This window comes from Alcanivorax sp. HI0083 (assembly GCF_001635175.1).
In genome coordinates, this window is sequence record NZ_LWFX01000659.1 from 1 (window position 1) to 4,712 (window position 4,712).

The 4,712-nt window shown below is 59.9% G+C and carries 7 protein-coding genes; 4 read left to right on the plus strand and 3 right to left on the minus strand.

Annotation, left to right across the window (positions count from 1 at the left end; all coding sequences use genetic code 11):
- Window positions 1-270 (plus strand): VOC family protein (locus A3754_RS06535; protein ID WP_197468522.1); only part of this gene is annotated, 270 nt, incomplete at its 5' end.
- Window positions 271-286: 16 nt separating this feature from the next.
- On the opposite strand, the gene A3754_RS06540 is transcribed toward A3754_RS06535, so the two are convergent.
- The 3 genes from A3754_RS06540 to A3754_RS06550 all read right to left on the minus strand — a co-directional run bounded on the left by A3754_RS06540 (window position 287) and on the right by A3754_RS06550 (window position 1,721).
- Window positions 287-628, minus strand: a complete 342-nt coding sequence (locus A3754_RS06540) for a DUF3301 domain-containing protein (RefSeq protein ID WP_063519132.1) — start codon at window positions 626-628, stop codon at window positions 287-289.
- Window positions 625-1,191: a DUF1415 domain-containing protein gene (locus tag A3754_RS06545; RefSeq protein WP_063519133.1), complete on the minus strand. Its 567-nt coding sequence runs from the start codon at window positions 1,189-1,191 to the stop codon at window positions 625-627. Before A3754_RS06545 ends, A3754_RS06540 begins: the two co-directional genes overlap by 4 nt.
- Window positions 1,192-1,253: 62 nt before the next feature.
- Complete coding sequence (locus A3754_RS06550; RefSeq protein ID WP_063519134.1) at window positions 1,254-1,721, minus strand: MOSC domain-containing protein; 468 nt, start codon at window positions 1,719-1,721, stop codon at window positions 1,254-1,256.
- A gap of 330 nt (window positions 1,722-2,051) precedes the next feature.
- Here A3754_RS06550 and trpE point away from each other — a divergent pair, with 330 nt between their 5' ends.
- From trpE to trpD, 3 genes are all read left to right on the plus strand, one after another.
- Window positions 2,052-3,545, plus strand: coding sequence for an anthranilate synthase component I (gene trpE, locus A3754_RS06555; RefSeq protein WP_063519135.1), 1,494 nt, complete (start codon window positions 2,052-2,054; stop codon window positions 3,543-3,545).
- Window positions 3,545-4,147 carry an aminodeoxychorismate/anthranilate synthase component II gene (locus A3754_RS06560; RefSeq protein WP_063519136.1) on the plus strand — a complete coding sequence of 201 codons (603 nt, stop codon included), beginning with the start codon at window positions 3,545-3,547 and terminating at the stop codon, window positions 4,145-4,147. Before trpE ends, A3754_RS06560 begins: the two co-directional genes overlap by 1 nt.
- On the plus strand, window positions 4,144-4,712 hold a 569-nt coding region (gene trpD, locus A3754_RS06565; RefSeq protein ID WP_063519137.1), incomplete at its 3' end, for an anthranilate phosphoribosyltransferase. The genes A3754_RS06560 and trpD, both read left to right, overlap by 4 nt.

The following is a 4,712-nucleotide window of genomic DNA, read 5'->3' on the forward strand; positions in this document are numbered from 1 at the left end:
CATGTTTGTCTGCAGGGTGATGGGATTGTGCTGATGGGGTCTGATTGCCCGCCAGAGTATTTTGAAAAAGCCCAGGGGACCACGCTGAGTGTGCAGGCTGATAGTGTGAAAGAGGCGGAAACCCTGTTTGCGGCGCTGGCGGAAGGGGGCGAAATTAAAATGCCCATGGAAGAAACGCCCTGGGCGGAACGCTTTGGGATGTGTAACGACCGCTTCGGCATTCCCTGGATGGTGAATTTTGATGGCAGCAAGGCCGCTTACGAAACTTGAGGCCAGGCCTTGCCNGTCAGTGCAATTCTTCCGGCGGCGGCGTGTAACGGTGGGGCGGTAATTCTACCCGTTGGGTGATGCCGCCCTGCACCACGGTGCGCCCTTCGTAACGCTCTCCACCGGTGACGGTGAATTCAAACCGGTAAATGCGGGTAATGCGGCGTTTGCCGTGGTGGTCTTTGCTCAGGGTCAGCTTTTCCAGGCCCACACTCTCATCCAGAAATTCCAGTTGTTCTCGCTCGCAAAAGCGCCGGGTAGCCACCAGCGCCCGCTCGCGAATGCCGTGGGAACGCCAGAACAGGGCGCCGATGACGATCAGCACCGTGACCAGCAAGATATCGGAAAGATCCAGATTCACCGACGGGCTCCCGGCAAGCCGCCAAACAGGGCGAGCCACTGTGCCTCTGTCAGCCCGTTGAGGGTGTCCATGTTGCGTTCGGGAATCTGCTCCGGATTCGGGTAACTGGCGAGGCCCTTGTCCAGGCTGGCTTCGCGCAGGATATGCAGAATCGGGTAGGGCGCCCGGTTGGTGTAGTTTTCCCGGTCGTCCACGGCGGTGTCGGCGAACTGGTACGCGGGGTGGAAGCTGGCGATCTGGTAGGTGCCTTCCCAGCCCTGTTGCTCCAGCAGACCATCGGCCAAGTCCAGCACATCGTTGTAATCGAGGAAGTCTTCCAGTTGATCGGTAATGATCAGCAGGGTGGTGTCGATTTCGTCTGCCGGGGTGCGATCCATGCGGTCGAGTTCTTCGTGCAGGTCACCCAGCAGGGTTTCCACATTGCGGCTGTCGCTGACGGTGAACCGTATCTGGCCAGCGTTGAAAGGCTTGCGGGCAAACGGGCACAGGTTCAGGCCGATGACAACGTCTTCGAGCCATTGGCGAGTCTGCTGGATAGGGTCCGTCATTTCCTTGTCGTTCATTCGAGCCAGGTTTCCTGGATTAAGGTTGCGCAGGGCGACATCGGGGTGAGCCGGTCTCCGCTCTACAGGGTTTCGGTCACATGGGTGGCAATGCTATCGCCTACGCGAATCACGCCACTGGAGAGGATTTCACAACGCAGGCCGCCCCGGCCCAGCAGGGCCTTGATGACCTGCGGCGGGGTCAGATCGCCGGCCAGCAGGTGCCCTACCACGGAGCAAGGCTCACACAGCTCTATGCCGCGCAGGCGGATGTTGCCGAGCAAAAACTCCCGGCCTTCCAGGGCGTTGAGATCGACGCCTTCGGTCAGCACGTTACGGCGCAGGGTGTGCGGCTCGACCTGCTGCTTGTGCTCGCGGTTATAGGTGGCGATGGCCTCGGATTCGATCAGGGTAATTTGTTCTTCCGGCTTGGCGTTGCGGCGGTAATGGCGGTCGCCAACGATGCCGCAGCCGGCGCGCAGCTGCACGGCTGGTTGGCTTTCCACCGGGCCGCGAGACTGGCTGGCGGTGTAGAGGGCGAGGATTTTCATGGAGCTCCCGGATGGATGCCAAATGCCTGAGGCCAAAGTGCGAGTACATCAAAGAGGCCAGTCTAGCAGTTTCCTCCGGGTTTTCAGCGTCTGGCGTCTGGCGTTTTCATTAGCTAGAATTACCGCAACGACGATGATTGAGAAAGGACGTCCCTTGGACTGTGCCCTGATCGACAATCCGCTTTTCCTCCCCACACCCGCCAGCTGGCGATGGTGATGCTCCCCCTGTGTCTGCACTGACACGTCTTTTTGCTCGTTTTCCTCTACAATTATTGCTCTTGATCGCGGTCCGCCCGAGAGTCGGGCCGTAGCGAAATGCTAAGGACAATCATGTCACCACAAGAATTGGATCAATTTGCCCGGCAGGGCTATACCCGTGTGCCGGTGGTTCGCGAGGTGCTGGCGGATCTGGATACCCCGTTGTCGGCCTATCGCAAACTGGCGTCAGGCCCTTACACCTACCTGTTTGAATCGGTGCAGGGTGGCGAGCGCTGGGGGCGTTATTCGATTATCGGCCTGCCGGCCACGGAGGTGGTGCGGATTACCGGGCAGCATGTGCAGGTGGATGGCCCCGGCGGGCGTCAGCAGCAGGACGTGGCTGACCCCATTGCCTGGGTCGAGACGTATCGGCAAGCCTATCGCAGCCCGGACCTGCCCAATTTGCCCCGTTTCAACGGTGGCCTGGTGGGGTACTTCGGTTATGACAGCGTGCGTTTTTTCGAGCCACGCCTGGGCCCGGCGCCCGGGGAGGACGTGCTGGGTGTGCCCGATATCCTGCTGATGCGGTCCGAGGAAGTGGTGGTCTTCGATAACCTGCGCGGTGCGCTTTTCCTCGTGGTGCATGTGGACCCGAAGGAAGAGGGGGTGTTGATGCGTGCCGAGCAGCGCCTCGATGCGTTGGAGGCCCAGCTGCGTTCCCCGCTGCCGGAGCCGGAGCACACGGTGTACGGCGAACCGGTGGACGAGAACGATTTCCACAATGAATTTCCGGAAGCGGCGTTCAAGGCCGGTGTGGAAACTATTCGCGAGTACATTCTGGCGGGCGACGTGATGCAGGTTGTGCCCTCCCAGCGCATGAGCTGCCCGTTCCAGGCGCCGGCGCTGGATCTGTACCGCGCCCTGCGTTACCTGAATCCGTCCCCGTATATGTTTTATCTGGATCTGGACGATTTCCATATTGCCGGGTCGTCGCCGGAAATTCTGGCCCGCGCTGAGCAAGGGCGCATCACCGTGCGGCCCTTGGCCGGCACGCGCAAACGCGGTGCCAATGAGGCGGAAGACCAGGCACTGGAGAAAGACTTGTTGGCGGACCCCAAGGAAATCGCCGAGCACCTGATGCTGATCGATCTGGGGCGCAACGACATCGGTCGGGTCTCCAAGGCCGGCAAGGTGGACGTTTCCGACAAAATGGTGGTGGAGCGCTACTCCCACGTGATGCATATCGTATCCAACGTGGAAGGCGAGCTGCGTGAAGAGCTGGGGCCGCTGGATGTGCTGCGGGCGACCTTCCCGGCTGGCACCCTGAGCGGAGCCTCCAAGATTCGCGCCATGGAAATCATTGACGAGTTGGAACCTACCAAGCGCGGCGTCTATGGTGGCGCGGTTGGCTATATTGGCTTCAACGGTGACATGGATACGGCGATCGCCATCCGTACCGCGGTGATCAAGGACCAGCGTCTGTACGTGCAGGCCGGGGCCGGCATCGTTGCCGATTCTGTGCCGCAATCCGAATGGGACGAGACCATGAACAAGGCCCGGGCCGTGTTCCGGGCGGTGAACATGGCATTGGGTGGTCTCAACCTGGCAGACGGAGGGCAGCGATAATGCGCGTGCTGATGATCGATAATTACGACAGCTTTACCTACAACCTGGTGCAGTATCTGCAGGAGCTGGGGGCCGAGGTGCTGGTGCATCGCAACGACCAGATTGGCCTGGAAGAGATTGAAGCCCTGAACCCGGATCGCCTGATGATCTCTCCCGGCCCTTGTACGCCCAATGAGGCGGGTATCTCCATCGCTGCTATCAAGCACTTTGCCGGCAAACTGCCAATTCTGGGCGTGTGTCTGGGGCACCAGAGCATTGGCCAGGCGTTTGGTGGCCAGGTGGTGCGGGCCCGGCAGGTGATGCATGGTAAAACCTCGCCGATATACCACAGCGGCAAAGGCGTGTTTCGGCATTTGCCATCGCCCTATACCGCCACCCGCTACCACTCGCTGGTCGTCGAAAAAGACAGTTTGCCGGACTGCCTGGAAATGACCGCGTGGACCTTGAAAGACGATGGCAGTGTGGATGAGGTTATGGGGATGCGTCACAAGACCCTGCCCATTGAAGGGGTTCAGTATCATCCTGAATCCATACTGAGTGAGCACGGTCATGCCCTGCTTGAGAATTTTTTGAAGCACGATGAGCAGGGGGATGCGGCATGAATATTCAGGAAGCGCTGGCCAAGGTGGTCGATCAGATTGACCTGAGCATTGAGGAAATGCGCGATGTGATGAGCCAGGTGATGACCGGTGGTGCCACGGATGCACAAATAGGTGCGCTGATGATGGGTCTGCGGATGAAAAGTGAATCCCTGGACGAAATCACCGGCGCGGCCATGGTGATGCGTGAGCTGGTCACCGGGGTGAGTGTGGAAAACCGCCAGTATCTGGTCGATATCGTTGGTACCGGTGGTGATGGCGCGAACTTGTTTAATGTCTCCACGGCCAGCAGTTTTGTGGCCGCTGCCGCCGGTGCGCACGTGGCCAAACATGGCGGGCGCTCGGTCAGCTCCCAGAGTGGCTCGGCGGACCTGTTGGAAGCGGCAGGTATTGCACTGGACCTGAACCCGGCGCAGATTGGCAAGTGTGTCGATAGCGTAGGCGTGGGGTTCATGTTTGCGCCGAACCACCATAAGGCCATGAAATACGCCGTAGGGCCGCGCAAGGAGCTGGGTATGCGCACCCTGTTCAATATTCTTGGCCCGATGACAAACCCGGCCGGCGTGCA

What these genes read in the sequence shown, in the direction of transcription:
- A3754_RS06545 (WP_063519133.1), bottom strand. Translation starts at nt 1,191, where the DNA reads ATGAACGACAAGGAAATGACGGACCCTATCCAGCAGACTCGCCAATGG.
- A3754_RS06550 (WP_063519134.1), bottom strand. Translation starts at nt 1,721, where the DNA reads ATGAAAATCCTCGCCCTCTACACCGCCAGCCAGTCTCGCGGCCCGGTG.
- trpE (WP_063519135.1), top strand. Translation starts at nt 2,052, where the DNA reads ATGTCACCACAAGAATTGGATCAATTTGCCCGGCAGGGCTATACCCGT.
- A3754_RS06560 (WP_063519136.1), top strand. Translation starts at nt 3,545, where the DNA reads ATGCGCGTGCTGATGATCGATAATTACGACAGCTTTACCTACAACCTG.